This window comes from Curvibacter sp. GW821-FHT09D12, assembly GCF_059416245.1.
On sequence record NZ_JBWKOU010000024.1, the window covers coordinates 16,837 to 30,787 of the forward strand.

Genomic DNA, 13,951 nt, shown 5'->3' on the forward strand with positions numbered 1-13,951 from the left:
GCGGGAGTACAAGACATCATGAGCCAACAAAATCTTCTGGTAGAACTGTTTGTCGAAGAGTTGCCCCCGAAGGCACTCAAGAAGCTGGGCGAGGCCTTTGCCGGCGTGCTGGCCGAGCAACTCAAGGCCCAGGGCCTGGCCGCTGCCGACAGCGTGACCACCGCCTTTGCCTCGCCACGTCGCCTGGCGGCGCACATCACCCACGTGGCCGCCAAAGCGGCCGACCGGGCCGTGCAGCAAAAGCTGATGCCTGTCAGCGTGGGGCTGGATGCCGCTGGCAACCCCACCCCGGCCCTGCTCAAGAAGCTGGCCGCCCTGGGCGCCGATGCCTCGGCCGTGGCCGGCCTCAAGCGCGCCCCGGACGGCAAGACCGAAGCCCTGTTCTATGACAGCGTGGTCAATGGCGCCACGCTCGATGTGGGTTTGCAAAAGGCGCTGGAAGAATCGCTGGCCAAGCTGCCGATTCCGAAGGTCATGACCTACCAGCTGGAGACCGATTGCGAACTGCCCGGCTGGAGCAGCGTGCATTTTGTGCGCCCGGCGCATGGGGTGATCGCCCTGCACGGCAGCAGCGTGGTGCCGCTCAAGGTGCTGGGCCTGAAGTCGGGCAACACCACCCTGGGTCACCGTTTCGAGGCCGCCAAGCCCGTGGTCACCATCGAACACGCCGACGCCTACGCCGACACCCTGCGTCGCGATGGCGCGGTGATCGCCAGCTTTGCCGAGCGCCGTGCCGAGATCGTGAGCCAACTGGCGGCGGCCGCGGCCCAGGTGGGCAACGGCGTGCGCCCCATCGAAGACGACGCGCTGCTCGACGAGGTGACTGCCCTGGTCGAACGCCCCAATGTGCTGGTCTGCGCCTTCGAAACCCAGTTCCTGGGGGTTCCGCAAGAATGTCTGATCCTGACCATGAAGGCCAATCAGAAGTACTTCCCGCTGCTGGACGCCGCCGGCAAGCTGACGCACCAGTTCCTGGTGGTCAGCAACATCAGCCCGGCCGATGCCAGCGCCGTGATCGGCGGCAACGAGCGCGTGGTGCGCCCGCGCCTGGCCGACGCCAAGTTCTTCTTTGACCAGGACCGCAAGAAGACCCTGGCCTCGCGGGTCGAGGGTCTGGGCAAGGTGGTCTACCACAACAAGCTGGGCACCCAGGGCGAGCGCGTGGAGCGTGTGCGCGCGATTGCTCAGGCAATTGCTGCCCAGTTGGGTGACGCCACCCTGGTGGCGCAGGCCGATCTGGCTGCCCAACTGGCCAAGACCGATCTGGTGACCGACATGGTGGGCGAGTTCCCTGAGCTGCAGGGCACCATGGGCCGTTACTACGCCCTCAACGACGGTCTGCCCGAAGCCGTGGCCGACGCCATCGAAGACCACTACAAGCCCCGCTTCGCGGGCGACACCTTGCCGCGCGGCACCGTGGGCGTGGTGGTGGCCCTGGCCGACAAGCTGGAAACCTTGACCGGCATGTTCGGCATCGGCAACCTGCCCACCGGCGACAAAGACCCGTTTGCGCTGCGCCGCCATGCCCTGGGCGTGGTGCGCCTGTTGATCGAGAACCAGTTGCCGCTGGCCCTGGGCACCCTGCTGCAAAGCGCTGTGCCCGCCTTTGGCGACAAGATCAGTGATGCCAGCGCCGCTCTGGCCGACTTCATCTACGACCGCTTGGCCGGCAGCCTGCGTGAGCAAGGCTTCAGCGCCCAGGAGGTGGATGCCGTGCTGGCGCTGCGCCCTGAGCGCCTGTCCGATGTGGCCCAGCGCCTGGAGGCCGTGCGTGCCTTTGCCAAGCTGCCCGAGGCGGCCGCCCTGGCTGCGGCCAACAAGCGCGTCAGCAACATCCTCAAAAAGGCGGGCGAGGTGGATGCCCACGTCAGCCCGGTGCTGCTCAAGGAAGCCGCTGAGCAGGCTTTGTACGCGGCCCTGCAAGCCACTGCACCGCAGGCCAAGGCCCAGTTCGATGCCGGCGACTACACGGCCTCTCTGCAGACCCTGGCGGCCTTGCGCACCCCGGTCGATGCCTTCTTCGAAGGCGTGATGGTGAATGCCGAAGAGCTGGACTTGCGCCTGAACCGCCTGGGCCTGCTCAAGACCTTGCACGACGCCATGAACCGCGTGGCCGACCTGTCCCGTCTGGCCAGTTGAGCCCCCACGCCAAACCCACGCCACCCCCAGGATGCTCCCCATGAAACTCGTCATTCTCGACCGCGATGGCACCATCAACGAAAGCAGCGACGACTTCGTGAAGAGCCCGGAGGAGTGGTTGCCTCTGCCCGGGGTGCTGGAGGCGATTGCTCGGCTCAACCACGCTGGCTTTCAGGTGGTGGTGGTGTCCAACCAGGCCGGCCTGGGACGCGGCCTGTTCGACATGGCCCAGGTCAATGCCATGCACGCCAAGATGCACAAGCTGTTGGCCGCTGCCGGCGGCCGTGTCGAGGCGGTGTTCTTCTGCCCCCATGCGCCCGACGAGGAGTGCCGGTGCCGCATGCCTTCTCCCGGGCTGTTCGAGCAGATTGCCGATCGCTATGGCATCAGCCTGCAGGGCGTGCCCATGGCGGGTGACAGCCTGCGCGATCTGCAGGCCGGGTATGCAGCGGGTTGCGAACCGCACCTGGTGCTCACCGGCCTGGGCGCCGAATGGCGCGACCGGTCCCTGCCCGACACCTTTCCGCCAGGCACCCGCGTGCACGCCGACGTGGGCGTCTTTGCCGATCACCTGATCGCGCGCGATGCCGAGCGCCAGCGCGTGGCGGCCTGAGCCGCCCTCTGTTTTCAACAAGGCCCTACCCATGCACCTGCTGCGCTCCCTTTTGCACACCCTGTGGATGATGGTCACCGTGATGCCCTGGGCCTTGATCATGTTGGTGGCCTCGCTGTGGCGCCGCGGCACCCCGCTGTGGTGGATGGCGGTGCGCTGGCTGGGCTGGGCCGTGGCGGGGGCCCGCGTGCTGATGGGCATTGAGGTGCGGGTGAGCGGACGCGAAAACCTGCCGAAGGGCGAGACCAGCCCGGCCATTCTGCTGGTCAAGCACCAGTCGACCTTCGAGACCTTTCTGATGCCCACACTGATGCCGCACCCGCTGGCCTATGTGTTCAAGAAAGAGCTGCTGTATGTGCCTTTCTTTGGCTGGGCCATGGGTCGGCTCGACATGATCCACATCGACCGCAGCCAGCGCGCCCAGGCCTTCAACAAGGTGGTGGCGCAGGGCAAGCGCCTGCTCGCGCAGGGCATCTGGATCATCATGTTCCCCGAGGGCACGCGCACGCCCCGCGGCCAGAAAGGCCAGTACAAGAGCGGTGGCACCCGTCTGGCCATCGAGACGGGCGCGCCGGTGATCCCGATTGCCGTGACCTCGGCCAAGTGCTGGCCGCGCAAGGCCTTCATCAAGCACCCGGGTGTGGTGGATGTGTCGATTGGCAAACCCATCCCTTCGGCAGGGCGCCAGCCCGACGAATTGATGCGCGAGGTCGAAGCCTGGATCGAGGCTGAAATGCGACGCCTGGACCCCGAGGCCTACCCGCCCGCCCAGGGCTGAGCACACGCGTGCCGGGGGCCATGAACCGACTGCTGCAATTCACGCTCGACCTGTTCGAGCGTGAGCCGACGCCGGCGGCCCCCTCTGCGCCGCCCAAGCGCAGGGCCGCGCCACCCCGACGGCCCAAGCCGACGCCGAAGCCGGATCCTCAGCTGTTCGAGCCAGCGCGCCCCATCCCGTCGGCCCCTGGTCCCGTCGGCCCGCCTGCGGCCCCGCTGACCGAGGTGATCGCACCCATGAGCTTTCGCCATCCGCAGGCCAACCGCGAGTTGCAACTGCAAGGCAGCTGGGTGGCTTACCGCTTTGAGCGGGCACGTCGGCGCAGCATCGGTTTTGTCGTCGGGCCCGAGGGCCTGGTGGTGCGGGCGCCGCGCTGGGTGTCTCAGGCCGAGGTGGACGCTGCTCTGCGTACCAAAAGCGCCTGGATCGTGCGCAAGCTCGACGAGGCGCGCGAACGCCAATCCCGCCAGGCCTCTGCCAGCGTGGCCTGGGCCGATGGGGCCGAGCTGCCGTTTCTGGGCGAACCTCTGCGCGTGCGCCTGCAGCCGGGGGCGCTGGCGGGCGGCATGTTGCACCGCCTGGCCCCTGAGGCCGCAGCCGAGCAGGGCGTGCGCCACCTGCTGAGCCTGGGCCTGCCGCCTCAGGCGGAAGCCAGCCAGATCAAGGATGCCGTTCAGGCCTGCCTGATGCGAGAGGCCAAGGCCTTGTTCGCGCAGCGGCTCGACCATTACGCGCCCCAACTGGGCGTGCAGTGGAACAAGCTGGCCCTGAGCAATGCCAGCACCCGTTGGGGCAGCGCCCGCATTGACGGCAGCATTCGCCTCAACTGGCGCCTGATCCATTTCAGCCTGCCCGTGATCGATTACGTGGTGGTGCACGAGCTGGCCCACCTGCGCGTGATGGACCACAGCCCCCGCTTCTGGGACACGGTGGCCGCAGTGGTGCCTGACCACGCCGAACGCCGTCAGCAGCTGCGCCTGGGCGCCTTGCCCCGCTGGTGAGGGTGGGCGCAGCGCCCGCGCCTGCACCCAAAGCGGCCTTGCGTGACAATGGCGGCCCCCAGCTTGAACCCACAGGAGACACCCGACCATGATTCAAGGACTGACGCTTTTGTTTCTGATGCAGTTGCTGGGCGAAGGCCTGGTGTTCTGGCTGCACCTGCCCTTGCCGGGGCCCTTGATGGGCATGCTGATCCTGGCCGGCTGGCTGGTGTGGCGCGGCGCCGTGCCCGAAGGGCTGCGCCAGGCCTCTGGCGGGCTGTTGCAGCACCTGATGCTGTTGTTCATCCCTGCGGTGGCCGGCGTGATGATGCACTTTGGCCGAGTTGCCCACGAGTGGTTGCCGTTTCTGGCGGCGGGTGTTGGCGGCGCGGCCGTGACGCTGGTGGTGACGGCCTTGACCTTGCGTTGGATGCTGCGGCGCAGTGGCCAGCCATTGGCAGATGAGTTCCCTGAGGAGGGCGCATGAACCCCGGCGGTCTGTTCGAGATCTGGGTTTTCCTGGGCCGCTCGCCCTTGTTGTGGTTGGCGTTGACCCTGCTGGCCTACCTGGGGGCGGTGGCGCTCTACCGGCGTTCGGGGCACAAGCCCTGGCTGATTCCGGTGCTGACCTCTGTCAGCCTGGTGATTGCCGTGCTGTGGGCCACTGGCACGCCATACCCCACTTATTTTGAGGGCGCCAAGTTTGTCCACTTCCTGATCGGTCCGGCCACGGTGGCGCTGGCCGTGCCTTTGTTTGGACAGCTTGAGCGCCTCAAACGAATCTGGCGCCCGGTTCTGGTGGCGTTGTTGGCGGGGTCGGTCACGGCCATGGTGTCGGCTGTGGCCATCGCCTGGGCGCTGGGGGGCTCGCGCGAGACCTTGCTTTCGCTGATGCCCAAATCGGCCACGATGCCCATTGCCATGGCATTGGCCGAGCGCTGGGGCGGGCTGCCCTCGTTGGCTGCGGTGGCTGTGGCGGTGACGGGCATCAGCGGGGCCATCATGGCTCGCCCGTTGCTGAACTGGGTCGGCGTGCATGACCCGGCGGTACGAGGCTTTGCCGTGGGCATTTCCGCCCATGCCATCGGGACCGCCCGGGCCTTGCAGGTGCATGAAACGGCCGGGGCATTTTCTGCCTTGGCCATGGGGCTCAACGGGGTGGCCACGGCGGTGTTGATGCCCTTGCTGGTGGCTCTGTGGCAAGCAACGCCGTGGTGGTGAATTTTTTTGATCCTGGGTATCTGCCCATTTTTTGTGTCGTCCAAACTGAGAATCTTTATGAAACTGACCCGAACCTTGATTGTTCGTGCCGCGGGGGCTTCTCTCGTTTTGACCTTGGCCGCTTGCGCCGGCCCTGGTGCCAACGGTGTGCCCGGCGCCTTGAATTCCACGTCGATTGCGGCCATTGTCGCCAACCCGGATCGCTCAGCCGAAGACCGGAAACTGGACGCGGTGCGTCAACCTGAGAAACTGCTGGCGTTCATGGGTGTGCGTCCCGGAATGCAGGTGCTTGATCTGAATGCCGGGGGCGGCTACACCAGCGAGCTGCTGGCTCGCAGTGTGGGGGCCACCGGGCGTGTCTATGGCCAAAGTGCGCCGCCGGCAGATGGCAAGAACGAGGCGCCTCAGGCAGGCACCGCCGGTTTCAGGGCCGGGCCGGAGCCGGCCCGCACACGCTCCTTTGCCGCCTTGCTGCAGCGAGCCCGCCAGTCTCAGTTGGGCACGCTTGAACCTGTCGTGCTGCCTTTTGAGTCTCCTGTCCCTGATGCCGCCACCCGCAAGGGGCTGGATCTGGTGACTTTCATGTTCAATTATCACGACCTGGGGCACTGGGGGGTGGACCGCACCAGCCTGAACCAGGCCATTTTTGCAGGTCTGAAGCCGGGCGGCGTCTATGTCATTGCTGACCACGCCGGGCGCGCCGGAACCGGCATCACGGAGTCGAGCAGCCTGCATCGCGTTGAAGAAGCCCTGGTGCGCCAGGAGGTCGAGGCCGCTGGCTTCCGATTTGTGGCCGCCAGCGAAATCTACCGCAATCCGGCCGACCCACGGGATCAGAAGTCAGCGCCAGATGGCCAGCGCACGGACGGCTTCCTGCTGAAGTTCGTCAAGCCCTGAACAGGGGGCGCCGGTCCGGCGCCCTTCCATCTCACCCCCGGGCGATCGTCACCCCGCCGTCCACCGTGAGGGTGTGCCCCACCACATAGTCGCCCGCCCGTGAGGCCAGGTAGATGGCAGCGGCGGCCATGTCCTGGTCGCTGCCGATGCGGTGTGCAGGGATGCGGGCCGACACGGCCTCGCCATTGTCACGGGCATCGCGGTTCATCTCCGAGGCAAAAGCGCCCGGGGCGATGGCGTTGACCACGATGTTGTCCTCGATCAGGCGCAGGGCCATGCGGCGGGTCAGGTGGATCAGGCCTGACTTGCTGGCGGCGTAGGAGTAGGTCTCCAGCGGGTTGACCGAGATGCCGTCGATCGAGGCGATGTTGATCACCTTGGCCGCGTGCTGCTGAGCCGCCTGGCGCAGCAAGGGGGCCAGCGCCTGGGTCAGGAAGAAGGGGGCCTTCAAGTTCAGGTCGACCACCTTGTCCCAGCCGCTTTCGGGAAACTCATCAAACGGGGCTCCCCAGGCGGCGCCGGCGTTGTTGACCAGGATGTCGAGCGAAGCCTCGTGCTGCCCGTAGGCGGCGGCCAGGGCCTTGGCGCCTTCCACGCTGGACACATCGGCCGGCAGTGACACGCAATGCCCGCCCTGGGCCAGTTCGGCGGCCGTAGCGTCGCAGGCCGTCGCCTTGCGCGCCGAGATGTAGACGCGTGCGCCCTGGGCAATGAAGCCCGCCGCGATCATGCGGCCGATGCCGCGGGAGCCACCGGTGATGAGGGCGGTGCGGCCCTTGAGCGAGAAGAGTTCGCTGGTGTTCATGGTCTTGTCTCCTGTGAATGGGGTTTCTGAAAGTCTCAGCCCGCTTCAGCCGAAGTGGCGTTGCTGGCTCATGGCGCCCAGTCGGGCGGTGATCTCTTCGAAGCCGCGCAGGGTCTCATCGATGATCTCCTGCGCCGTCTTGACGCCGTCGATCAGGCCCACGCTCTGGCCGGCCAGGGCCGGGGCGGCTTCCATGTCGCCCCCAAAATAGACCTGCTGCAGGCCCTTGAAGGTGTCGGCGGGCATCAATCCCTCCTCGTGGATCACCCGGGTGCGTTCGGACTTGAGTGCGCGGATGCAAGGCGAGGCCTTTTTGTTGAGCACCCAGGTGCCGGTCTCGCGGGACTCCACGATGGCGTTCTTGTAATTGGCATGCACCGGGCTTTCGGTGCAGCACACAAAGCGCGTCCCCATCTGGATGGCCTCGGCCCCCAGGGCGAAGGCCGCGGCCATGCCGCGCCCGTCCACGATGCCGCCCGCGGCGATCAGCGGCACGTCGACCCGGGCCCGGATGGCCTGCAGCAGTACCAGGGTCGAGACTTCTTCGGGGTTCTTGAAGCCGCCGCCTTCGGCGCCCTCGACCACCAGGCCGTCGATGCCGGCGTCCACGCACTTGAGTGCGGTGTCCAGCGTGGGCACGGCGTGGTAGACCGTGATGCCCGCGCTCTTCAAGGGAGCGATGAACTTGGCCGGGCTGCCGGCCGAGGTGGTGACAAAGCGCACCCCGCTGTCGCACACGAAGCGCAGCATGGCGTCGTCTTGCAAAAAGCGGATCGGCAGGTTGACGCCGAAGGGCAGGCCCAGAGTCAGCATCTGCCGGATCTCCTGCTGGCAGTTGGCGGTTTCGCCGGACGAGGTCTCGATCACCCCCAAGCCGCCGGCGCGCGACACGGCCGAGGCCAGCGGGGTGCGGGCGATCCAGCCCATGGGGGCCTGGATGATGGGGACGCGGGCGCCGGTGTGGGCCAGCACGCGGTTGCGACCGGGCGTGAATGCGGTGCTCATGGGGTGGGTAAGTGCAGATGGAACATGGGCTTGCAGCGTAGCGGCGCTGCTGCGGCCTGTCGGTCACCTGCGGGTCAGCCCCTGCGGCCGACCTCCGTCACCCCCGGGGGTGGCGTCAGCGCAGCCAGCGGCGTGCCACGGCCATCCCGGCCAGCATGGCGGCCACGAAGACCGCGGTGTCCAGCCCGCCGCTCAGCAGGGTGCTCAAGGCGGGGCCCGGGCAGTACCCCGCCAGCCCCCAACCGATGCCGAACAGGGTCGACCCCAGCAGCAGCGGGGTGTCGATGTCCTGCCTCGTGGGCAATTGAAAGCGGTCGGCGAACCAGGGGCGGCGCGCTGGCCGGATCGGCTTGGAGGGCGTGATGGCAAAGGCGATCAGGGTGACCATCAGCGCCCCGCTCATCACGAAGGCCAGGCTGGGGTCCCATTGGCCGTTGGCGATGCCGCCCAGGTTCAGAAATCCGATCACCTTGGCGGGTTGGGTCATGCCAGATAGGGCGAGGCCCGCTGCAAACAGCAGGCCGGCAGCGGCGGCCGTCAGCAGGGCTGGCAGACGCGACAGCTCGGGGTCTGTGGTGGATGGGGTCGCGGGTGTGGATTGCGTGTTCATGTCGGGCACCGGGGTGATGGGCAAAGCCTCAGGCTTGGAACAGCTTCAAAATGGCCACCGTGGCCATACCCGATCCCATGAAGGTGGCGGTGGCCGCCAGCGAGCGCACGGAGCGTCGGCCCAGTCCGCAAACGCCGTGCCCGCTGGTGCAGCCGGAGGCCATCACCGTGCCCAGTCCGACCAGAAACCCGGCTATCAGCAGCAGCGGCAGGGGGCGCAGGGCTGTGGTGGGGGTCGGCATCAACCGGGCCCAGAGCGCACCACCCAGCACCAGGCCCGCGATGAATGCAGCTTGCCAAGCTCGTTCCGGCTGGGCGTCGCGTCCGGGCAATAGCGCGGCGGCGATGCCGCTGATGCCAGCAATGCGGCCCAATGAAGCCAGCAGCCACCAACTGGCCAGTCCGATCATCAGGCCGCCCAGAGCCGACTGAAGGTAGGGGTGCAGTGCAATCATCGTGGGGTTCCTGGCAATGAAATCTTGTTCCTATATACCTGCCGGAGTATATTGGTGGGCTACTACTTTTGCCCGAATGCGGCGTTCTGACCATGCCCCCTTCATCGCCCCTGGCCGATGCGGCCCACAAAAAAGCACTCAAAACCCGCCTGGCTCGCGTGGAAGGCCAGTTGCGTGGCGTGCAGCGCCTGATCGACGAAGACGTGGATTGCGAACAGATTGCGCAGCAACTGGCCGCTGCCCGCAAGGCGCTCGACAAGTCGTTCTTCCACATGGTGGCCTGCATGATCGAGCAGGGGCGTGTGTCCCCTGATCAGATTGGCCGCCTGTTGGCCAAGTTTGCGTGACCTCACTTCGTGAGCTCGCACGTGCGACCGCTGGGCTGAGCCGCGCAGGGGTGCCGTTCGACTCGTTCTCTGTTTTTTCCACTTTCCGTCTGTTTGCCGCAAGGAACCGACATGCAACCCATTCAGTTGTTTGATACCGCCTCCAGCACCTACACCTACCTGCTGGCCGATCCTGTCACCCGCGACGCCGTGATCATCGACCCGGTCGAAGAGCAGTTGGAGCGTGACCTGCAGGTCTTGCGCGACCAGGGCCTGAGCCTGCGCTGGATCATCGAAACCCATGCCCATGCCGACCACATCACCAGTGCCGCCGCACTGGCCGAGCACACCGGCGCCCACACCGTGGCACCCCAGGGCTGTGGCGTCGGCACGGCGGCCACCCAACTCAGCGATGGCCAGAGCCTGGCTTTTGGGGGCGAAAGTCTGCTGGCCCTGCACACCCCGGGGCACACCGCGGGCAGCATGAGCTATGTGTGGCGTGACCATGTCTTCACGGGGGACACGTTGTTGATCAATGGCTGTGGCCGCACCGATTTCCAGTCGGGCAGTGCCGAAGCGCTGTACCACAGCCTGACCGAGGTGTTGTTTCGCCTGCCCGACGCCACCACCGTGTGGCCGGGGCACGATTACCAGGGCCGCACGCGGTCGAGCATCGGTGCTGAAAAAGCCAGCAACGCCCGCGTGGCAGGTCGCAGCCTGGCCGAGTTCGTGGCGGTGATGGAGGGCCTGCAACTGCCCAAGCCGCGCCGCATCGACGAGGCCGTGCCGGCCAACCTCAGCTCTGGCTTGCGGCACGATGCCGCAGGGGCCCCGGTGGGCGAGGTGCGTGCGGCACACGGCTATGCGGGCGATGTCTCGCCCCTGCTGGCCTGGCAATGGGTGCAGTCGGGCGAGGCGGTGTTGGTGGATGTGCGCACCGATGCCGAGCGCGAATGGGTCGGTTTTGTGCCGGGGGCCACAGGGCTGGCCTGGAAGCAGTGGCCCGGCATGGCCATGAACCCCGGCTTTGACGAGGGCGTGCTCGCCGCGGCGGCCGGGCGCAAGGTGGTGTTGCTGTGCCGCAGCGGCGTGCGTTCGGTGGCGGCGGCCAAACGTGCGACCGAGTTGGGGCTGCAGGCCTACAACATCCTGGAAGGCTTTGAAGGCGATCCGGATCAACACGGCCAGCGCGGTCGCAAGGGTGGCTGGCGCTTCCGTGGCCTGCCCTGGCGCCAGGGTTGAAACCGTTCGATCGGTGGTGGTGGGGCTTCAGCGCCCCATGTCCGGCAGGCGCACCGGACCGGTCTTGCGGAGTCGCCACAGGTAGCGGTAAAGCGTGGGGGTGGTCCACAACCGCCACAGGCTGCGCAGGTGCAGGCTCACGTAGCGCCACTGGCGGTGGCTGGTGCGCTGGGCGTGGTGCGTCATGCGAACATCGGCGCGCCTCAACTCGAGCCCGGCCAGCTGCACGCGCAGACAGAAGTCCACGTCTTCGCAGTACAGAAAATACCCCTCGTCAAAGCCACCCAACTGCTGCCACACCTCGCGGCGCAGTACCCAACAGGCCGCATTGGCCCAGTCGCGCCGCGGCACGGGCGGGCGATGGGTGTAGCGCTTGAGCAGGGCCAGTGGCGTAGGCACCTCGCGTTCGCTGTCTTGTACCGTGCCGTCTAGGTTGAGCAGCACGGGGTAGGCCAGGCCGGTTTGCGCGCGCTGGGCCTGCTCCATCAAAGTAGGCCATAGTTCTGCCGGTAGCCCCTCAAGGTCGGGGTTGAGGATGCCGAACAACGCAGTGTCGCAGCGCTTGAATGCCTCGTTGTGGTTGGCGCCAAAGCCTTTCGGGCTGGGGTTGTGGATTTCGGTGATGCGAAACGGCCAGCCCTGCGCAGGCAGGGGTAGCGGGGCGCCGGGCACGTTGTGGGTGATGATGAGGTGGCTCAGGCCGCTCGCTGACGTGGCGCACAGTTGATTCAACAGGGTGTGCAGGCAGGCGTCGTGTTGGTGACTGATGATGGAGAGGGTGAGGTACCTGGTATCGAATGTTTGTTGGATGGGCGTCATCAGCATCAGTTGAACTTCATCAGGCCCTTTGGGGGGGCGGGCAGGCTAGGCCTGTCCAGCCGCGTCGCAGGATCATTCAAGATGGCTTTCAGCGCTGAAAAAAGAGCGTCTGAACCGTAGGCATGGTTATCTGGATCAAAAGCGAACAAGTTGCGATCCTCTGACATGTAGTGTCCCTGCCAACGCCCTTCGACAAACATCGATATGAACTGAGCTCCTGCGGTCTGGTGTTGGCTGAGCGTTGTTTTGAGCTCTTCTGGGTTGAGGGGCGTCAGTGGATGGAACTCGGTCACTCCGTATTGGGTATGACCCTGGCTGTGCAGCCACTGAATCATGCTTTTGCCATAGGTGGTCTCACCATACAGGCTCACGCCAAGGTTCAGACCGGGTTGTGGCTGCAGTGAGCTGTCGACGGCGTATCTGTTGGCGTCCCAACTCGGATTGGAATAGGGTACCAGTTGGTGTGTGTAGAGCGGACGGCTGCCGAGACAACTATGAGCCAGCATGCTTTGAAAGTGTTGAATGTATTGCACGACTTGCAGGTTTCTGTAGGCATGCCAAAGAGGAACCAAGGGGTTGTAGCTGAAGCGCGCATTTTCGATCGGCGCATCGATGTAATAGCGAAGTGAAGGATCGGGTGAATTGCTCGCAGGAAGGCCAGGAGTCCAGCGATCGACCTTTGATGCGCCGGCATGGCCCACGATCTCCACGTGACGGGTGCCCAGGTGTTGCAGGGGGTGGCCGCTTCGCTCCAGATACAGGTCAATTTGATGGGGGCCGCTGGCAAGCGTCCGGAAGGCGAGGTCATACCGCCAGCCCACATCTGCTGAGCCAAGAGCAGGTAACGCGTCAAGCACATCCTGCCGATTCAGGCCGACATTGGCGCGTCCGTGAAGAAGTCCGTCAAGGTAGACCCGAACAACGCCGTGGCCTAGGTGTCCTTGTGGCGAGATCCATCCCGAGATTGGAAAGCTGCCGTGGGCATAGGCGTTGATATGTCGCTCAACATGGGAGCCTTGGCTTTTCAGTGCGTCATGGTCAGGCGGTTGCACTTCGTCCCAATGACTGTAGTTGCCGCCCAGCAGCGTGTTGAGTCGTGCCAGACTCCCGGTTTTTTGAGTGAGGAAGCGTTGAAACCCCTCGCGTGAAGCCTCGCTGTAGTCAGAGACTTTGTAGGGCACATTGAAGGCCATACCTGTTTCGAAGTGCGGAAAGAGCTGGTGAGTTTCTCCCAGGAGCGTGATCGCTGCCACTTTCTCAATGACTGAGACAGGCTGACGACACGCTTCTTCGATGATCGCTGCGATGACTTGTTCACGGCGCTGGGTCAGACTGTTGTCGGTGCGGGCAACGGACCAGGGGTACAACTTATCGTTGTAGTAACGATCAATGGGCAAAACACCATCTACAGTTGCAGCCAGATTGTGGGGGTCTTGTGCCAGTTCGGCCTCAATCGGGGCATGGGTCTCGAAATGGGTGGCAAAGAGATAGAGCACCACGGGGCGTGGCACATCGCGAATGGTCCTGATGAGTCGCTGCACCGCGGCCTTGTCCACGTGCCAGTCGGTGCCATCCCGGCGCAGAAAGTCGAGCAGTGGCGCCTTGAGGCTGTACCCCAAGGTTAGTCCCGAGGCTTGTATTGGGCCGAGCGTGTCCAGACTGGCTTGAACGAGTGCCGCAGCCGACCCCTCGGGCCCTATGCAAGTTGCGGGCAGCGCAAGTTCTGGACTTTCGGCGGTCGTGTTTTGCAGGCAATGATCCAAACCGCTGAGCATGGGGGCAAGTAGCAAAGGGCGATGCTTGCCGAGCGCACCCGCGTCATCAGCGACACGAAGCAGGCATGAGGCGGTCAGTAGCAGGGCAGCGATCATCACTCCGACAACCCATGGGATGGGTGATCCGGATTGTGCTGATGGTTGTCGGTGTTGCGGCATGCTGGATTCGGATCGGGTTGCAGGCAGCGAGTGCGGCTCTTGGCCGTGTGGCCTGTGCCTATCTACGCGCTGGGTGTGTGACTTTACAGGTCTGCGTGCTTGATGAGGCAAAATCGCGCATCACCGAC

Annotated in this window: 15 protein-coding genes; 9 read left to right on the top strand and 6 right to left on the bottom strand. The window is 65.4% G+C overall.

Features of this window, described 5'->3' with window-relative positions; translation table 11 throughout:
• Nucleotides 1-18 precede the first annotated feature (18 nt).
• The 7 genes from glyS to AC07PT_RS25450 all read left to right on the top strand — a co-directional run bounded on the left by glyS (nt 19) and on the right by AC07PT_RS25450 (nt 6,628).
• Complete coding sequence (gene glyS / locus AC07PT_RS25420; protein ID WP_494658558.1) at nt 19-2,139, top strand: glycine--tRNA ligase subunit beta; 2,121 nt, start codon at nt 19-21, stop codon at nt 2,137-2,139.
• Between the two features lie 40 nt (nt 2,140-2,179).
• Nucleotides 2,180-2,752 carry a D-glycero-beta-D-manno-heptose 1,7-bisphosphate 7-phosphatase gene (gmhB, locus tag AC07PT_RS25425; RefSeq protein WP_492348857.1) on the top strand — a complete coding sequence of 191 codons (573 nt, stop codon included), beginning with the start codon at nt 2,180-2,182 and terminating at the stop codon, nt 2,750-2,752.
• A 31-nt stretch (nt 2,753-2,783) separates the two neighbouring features.
• Nucleotides 2,784-3,530, top strand: a complete 747-nt coding sequence (locus AC07PT_RS25430) for a lysophospholipid acyltransferase family protein (protein WP_494658559.1) — start codon at nt 2,784-2,786, stop codon at nt 3,528-3,530.
• A 20-nt stretch (nt 3,531-3,550) separates the two neighbouring features.
• Nucleotides 3,551-4,531: a M48 family metallopeptidase gene (locus AC07PT_RS25435; protein ID WP_494658560.1), complete on the top strand. Its 981-nt coding sequence runs from the start codon at nt 3,551-3,553 to the stop codon at nt 4,529-4,531.
• Nucleotides 4,532-4,619: 88 nt separating this feature from the next.
• The gene (locus tag AC07PT_RS25440; protein ID WP_494658561.1) at nt 4,620-4,997 is read left to right on the top strand and encodes a CidA/LrgA family protein; all 378 of its coding nucleotides are present in this window, start codon (nt 4,620-4,622) and stop codon (nt 4,995-4,997) included.
• On the top strand, nt 4,994-5,731 hold the full coding sequence (locus AC07PT_RS25445; RefSeq protein WP_492348861.1) for an LrgB family protein: 738 nt from the start codon (nt 4,994-4,996) through the stop codon (nt 5,729-5,731). Before AC07PT_RS25440 ends, AC07PT_RS25445 begins: the two co-directional genes overlap by 4 nt.
• Nucleotides 5,732-5,788: 57 nt before the next feature.
• Nucleotides 5,789-6,628, top strand: coding sequence for a class I SAM-dependent methyltransferase (locus tag AC07PT_RS25450; RefSeq protein ID WP_494658562.1), 840 nt, complete (start codon nt 5,789-5,791; stop codon nt 6,626-6,628).
• A 31-nt stretch (nt 6,629-6,659) separates the two neighbouring features.
• Here the strand turns inward: AC07PT_RS25450 and AC07PT_RS25455 are convergent, their stop codons facing one another.
• The 4 genes from AC07PT_RS25455 to AC07PT_RS25470 all read right to left on the bottom strand — a co-directional run bounded on the left by AC07PT_RS25455 (nt 6,660) and on the right by AC07PT_RS25470 (nt 9,502).
• The gene (locus AC07PT_RS25455) at nt 6,660-7,433 is read right to left on the bottom strand and encodes an SDR family oxidoreductase (protein ID WP_494658563.1); all 774 of its coding nucleotides are present in this window, start codon (nt 7,431-7,433) and stop codon (nt 6,660-6,662) included.
• Between the two features lie 45 nt (nt 7,434-7,478).
• Nucleotides 7,479-8,438 carry an NAD(P)H-dependent flavin oxidoreductase gene (locus tag AC07PT_RS25460; RefSeq protein WP_494658564.1) on the bottom strand — a complete coding sequence of 320 codons (960 nt, stop codon included), beginning with the start codon at nt 8,436-8,438 and terminating at the stop codon, nt 7,479-7,481.
• Between the two features lie 115 nt (nt 8,439-8,553).
• Nucleotides 8,554-9,048 carry a DUF6691 family protein gene (locus tag AC07PT_RS25465; RefSeq protein WP_494658565.1) on the bottom strand — a complete coding sequence of 165 codons (495 nt, stop codon included), beginning with the start codon at nt 9,046-9,048 and terminating at the stop codon, nt 8,554-8,556.
• A 28-nt stretch (nt 9,049-9,076) separates the two neighbouring features.
• Nucleotides 9,077-9,502 (bottom strand): YeeE/YedE family protein, encoded by a 426-nt coding sequence (locus tag AC07PT_RS25470; RefSeq protein ID WP_494658566.1) that lies wholly within the window; start codon nt 9,500-9,502, stop codon nt 9,077-9,079.
• Between the two features lie 92 nt (nt 9,503-9,594).
• Here AC07PT_RS25470 and AC07PT_RS25475 point away from each other — a divergent pair, with 92 nt between their 5' ends.
• Together AC07PT_RS25475 and AC07PT_RS25480 are read left to right on the top strand one after the other, a co-directional pair.
• Complete coding sequence (locus tag AC07PT_RS25475; RefSeq protein ID WP_494658567.1) at nt 9,595-9,849, top strand: metal-sensing transcriptional repressor; 255 nt, start codon at nt 9,595-9,597, stop codon at nt 9,847-9,849.
• A gap of 111 nt (nt 9,850-9,960) precedes the next feature.
• Nucleotides 9,961-11,070: an MBL fold metallo-hydrolase gene (locus tag AC07PT_RS25480; RefSeq protein ID WP_494658568.1), complete on the top strand. Its 1,110-nt coding sequence runs from the start codon at nt 9,961-9,963 to the stop codon at nt 11,068-11,070.
• A 27-nt stretch (nt 11,071-11,097) separates the two neighbouring features.
• Here AC07PT_RS25480 and AC07PT_RS25485 read toward each other — a convergent pair whose 3' ends face one another.
• Nucleotides 11,098-11,895, bottom strand: a complete 798-nt coding sequence (locus AC07PT_RS25485) for a galactosyltransferase-related protein (RefSeq protein ID WP_494658569.1) — start codon at nt 11,893-11,895, stop codon at nt 11,098-11,100.
• Nucleotides 11,895-13,760 (bottom strand): hypothetical protein, encoded by a 1,866-nt coding sequence (locus AC07PT_RS25490; RefSeq protein WP_494658570.1) that lies wholly within the window; start codon nt 13,758-13,760, stop codon nt 11,895-11,897. The genes AC07PT_RS25485 and AC07PT_RS25490 overlap by 1 nt, the downstream gene beginning before the upstream one ends.
• Nucleotides 13,761-13,951: the final 191 nt, after the last annotated feature.

Bases quoted from the DNA above. Each gene is read 5' to 3' on its own strand.
- glyS (WP_494658558.1), top strand. From the start codon at position 19: ATGAGCCAACAAAATCTTCTGGTAGAACTGTTTGTCGAAGAGTTGCCC.
- gmhB (WP_492348857.1), top strand. From the start codon at position 2,180: ATGAAACTCGTCATTCTCGACCGCGATGGCACCATCAACGAAAGCAGC.
- AC07PT_RS25430 (WP_494658559.1), top strand. From the start codon at position 2,784: ATGCACCTGCTGCGCTCCCTTTTGCACACCCTGTGGATGATGGTCACC.
- AC07PT_RS25435 (WP_494658560.1), top strand. From the start codon at position 3,551: ATGAACCGACTGCTGCAATTCACGCTCGACCTGTTCGAGCGTGAGCCG.
- AC07PT_RS25440 (WP_494658561.1), top strand. From the start codon at position 4,620: ATGATTCAAGGACTGACGCTTTTGTTTCTGATGCAGTTGCTGGGCGAA.
- AC07PT_RS25445 (WP_492348861.1), top strand. From the start codon at position 4,994: ATGAACCCCGGCGGTCTGTTCGAGATCTGGGTTTTCCTGGGCCGCTCG.
- AC07PT_RS25450 (WP_494658562.1), top strand. From the start codon at position 5,789: ATGAAACTGACCCGAACCTTGATTGTTCGTGCCGCGGGGGCTTCTCTC.
- AC07PT_RS25455 (WP_494658563.1), bottom strand. From the start codon at position 7,433: ATGAACACCAGCGAACTCTTCTCGCTCAAGGGCCGCACCGCCCTCATC.
- AC07PT_RS25460 (WP_494658564.1), bottom strand. From the start codon at position 8,438: ATGAGCACCGCATTCACGCCCGGTCGCAACCGCGTGCTGGCCCACACC.
- AC07PT_RS25465 (WP_494658565.1), bottom strand. From the start codon at position 9,048: ATGAACACGCAATCCACACCCGCGACCCCATCCACCACAGACCCCGAG.
- AC07PT_RS25470 (WP_494658566.1), bottom strand. From the start codon at position 9,502: ATGATTGCACTGCACCCCTACCTTCAGTCGGCTCTGGGCGGCCTGATG.
- AC07PT_RS25475 (WP_494658567.1), top strand. From the start codon at position 9,595: ATGCCCCCTTCATCGCCCCTGGCCGATGCGGCCCACAAAAAAGCACTC.
- AC07PT_RS25480 (WP_494658568.1), top strand. From the start codon at position 9,961: ATGCAACCCATTCAGTTGTTTGATACCGCCTCCAGCACCTACACCTAC.
- AC07PT_RS25485 (WP_494658569.1), bottom strand. From the start codon at position 11,895: ATGCTGATGACGCCCATCCAACAAACATTCGATACCAGGTACCTCACC.
- AC07PT_RS25490 (WP_494658570.1), bottom strand. From the start codon at position 13,760: ATGATCGCTGCCCTGCTACTGACCGCCTCATGCCTGCTTCGTGTCGCT.